The sequence below is a fragment of the Microcella sp. genome (assembly GCF_033763155.1).
GTDB lineage: Bacteria > Actinomycetota > Actinomycetes > Actinomycetales > Microbacteriaceae > Microcella.
In genome coordinates, this window is sequence record NZ_JANRKZ010000030.1 from 1 (window position 1) to 2,591 (window position 2,591).

The window sequence follows — 2,591 nt, forward strand, 5'->3', positions numbered from 1 at the left end:
GCTCGCTTGGGGTTGCCCGTGCGCCTCACGGCCTATCTGTGCATGGCCGAGAACCTCATCTCGTCGACCGCGATTCGTGTGAACGACATCTTGACGATGCGCGGAGGCACGACCGTTGAGGTCATGAACACCGACGCCGAGGGTCGCCTCGTGATGGCTGACGGCATGGTGCTTGCGAGCGAAGAGAACCCCGATGCGATCATCGACGTCGCCACGCTGACGGGCGCCGCCATCGTGTCGCTCGGCCGTCGCACGGTCGGGGTCATGGGTGACACCGACCTCGTGCGCGAGATTGTCGCGGCGGGCGAGCAGACAGGTGAGCCGCACTGGCACATGCCGCTGCCCGAAGAACTACGGTCGCAACTCGACTCGCGTTTTGCTGACATGACGAACCTCAAGCCGGGCAACCGCGACGGCGGCATGCTCGTCGCGGGCATCTTCTTGCGTGAGTTTGTGGGCACGCGTGCCGACGGCTCGAAGATTCCGTGGGCCCACCTCGACATCGCCGGCGCGGCGGTCAACGAGGGCCCCGGCTACGGCTACCTCGATGCGGGCGCCACAGGCGTGTCGGTGCGCACGCTGCTCACGGCTATTGAGTCGCGTTTCGTCTCGTAGTCAGAGACGGATGAACGACGAGGGCCCCGGTGCTGCGCACCGGGGCCCTATTCGTTGAGCTCGCTAGCTCTTCTTTTCGTCCGACTCGGGGTACCCCACGTAGAGGTCGTCTTTCTGGAAGCCCGGCATGCGGCGCGCGGGCACAATCGCGAGTGCGGCGAGTCCACCGAGCACGAGCATCGTCGTGCGCAGGGCATCCAGACGCGACTGCGTGAACTGATCGACGGCGTAGGCGATCTGCTCGTCGGTCGCGTCGGTGCGGTCGGTCAGCACCTGTTCGAGCTGCGCGTTCGTAAAGAAGTTGACGTTGTCGAAGTTGATCTGCTCGACGATCTCGGGCGTGAACACTTCGGAGTCGTTCGCCGCGGCGTAGGCACTCGACGTCAACAGGCCCACGGCGAACGCCGAGGCAACCGCGATGCCCGCACTGCCCGACAGATTGTGGGTCAGGCCGCGGATCGCGCCCACGTCGCCCGCGTTCTCCTTGGGGGCCGACGTGAGCAGTGCGTTGAACACGAGAGCCACCACGCAGCCTTGGGCCAGACCGAGCACGACGAGTCCGATGACGACCGACAGCTGGCCCCAGTCATTGGCGATCGTGAATGACAGCCAGACGAGCGCGATCGTGACGACGGTCATGCTCACGCTCGCAATCGTGCGAGGCGCGAATCGTGAATAGAGGCGCGCGACGAGCGTGTTCGCGATGAAAATCGAAATCGTGTACGGAATCACCGCGAACGACACCTGGATGCCCACGAAGCCCTGCACGACCTGCATGTAGAGCGGCATCAAGAAGCTCACGGCGGTTCCGACGAAGAGCATGAGGCCCATGACCGTGACGGTCGCGCGCTCGCTCGGCTCTCGCACGATGTCGAGGTTCACGAGCGGAACCTGCTGAGCCTCCATGCGCTTACGGGTGCGGCTGATGAACAGCTGCGCAAAGATCACCGCCGCGACGAAGAGCAACGGCACGATCGAGAAACCACCGATCGAGACGGGCGCATTGCCGCTCGCCGTCAGCAGGCCCCAGTCGTTCATGACGCTCATGCCGAAGCTCAGCAAGATGATCGACGTCGCGGCAAGCACACCGCCCGTCCAGTCAACGATGAGGTTCTTCTGTGCCGGCACGGGCTTGAGCAAGAAGCTCGCGGCGAAGTTGATGAGGCCGATCGAGGCCACGAGCACGAACGACCAGCGCCAGCCGATCGTCGAGGCGAACTGGCCCGCGATGAGGAGTGAGACGACTTGAGCGAGCGGGATGCTCGCGGCAAAGTATCCGATCGCCGACGCCTGCTGCTTGCCCTGGAAGCTCGCCGCAATGATGATCGTGAGCGCCGGAAGCGTGATGGCGTTCGAGGCGCCCGTGATCGACTGGGCGATGAACAGCACTGAACCGTCTTGCGCCGTCGCGATCAGGATCGCGGCGAGAGCCGGAATGATCACGCCGATGCGGAAGGCCAGCACGGGGCCGATCTTCGCGGTGATTTTGGCCCCCAAGAGCAAGAAGGCCGAGACCGCAAAAGTGCTCGCGGTGTTGGCGAGACCGACGGTGGTCGGAGAGATGCCGAGGTCTTCGGTGATGCCCGTGATGGACACGTTCCACGCGTTAAAGGCGAGCTGCACTTGCGCGAGCATCACGACGAACAGTGGCAACCACGACGAACGGGTTTCGACGGCGGATCCAGCAGACATGGGGTGTGAACCTCCGGCTCGGTCACTCGCGAATGCGAGCAGTGATGTCGCCATCTTGCCCCACGCCGCGCCGCTTGGCGAGAGGAGATCGGCGACGGTTTCTGAGGTGCGAGTCTCGCGCGTGGGCCGCTCGCGTGCGACGAAACTCACCTCGTGGCACTTGGTCTTGATGCGAGTGTGGGTGGTTGATGTGAATGTCGTGAGCACGGATTATGATTCGACTAATTAGTCAATGAGCGTTGGGGGCGAAATGGTTGCATTGAAATGCAATAGTCTGGTTATAG

General features: G+C 63.4%; 2 protein-coding genes. One reads left to right on the forward strand and one right to left on the reverse strand.

What is annotated here, in order from left to right:
- Positions 1-615 (forward strand): leucyl aminopeptidase family protein (locus tag SFU54_RS01155; RefSeq protein ID WP_413466534.1); only part of this gene is annotated, 615 nt, incomplete at its 5' end.
- 63 nt (positions 616-678) lie between these two features.
- On the opposite strand, the gene SFU54_RS01160 is transcribed toward SFU54_RS01155, so the two are convergent.
- On the reverse strand, positions 679-2,307 hold the full coding sequence (locus tag SFU54_RS01160; RefSeq protein WP_319014483.1) for an MFS transporter: 1,629 nt from the start codon (positions 2,305-2,307) through the stop codon (positions 679-681).
- Between the last annotated feature and the right edge of the window lie 284 nt (positions 2,308-2,591).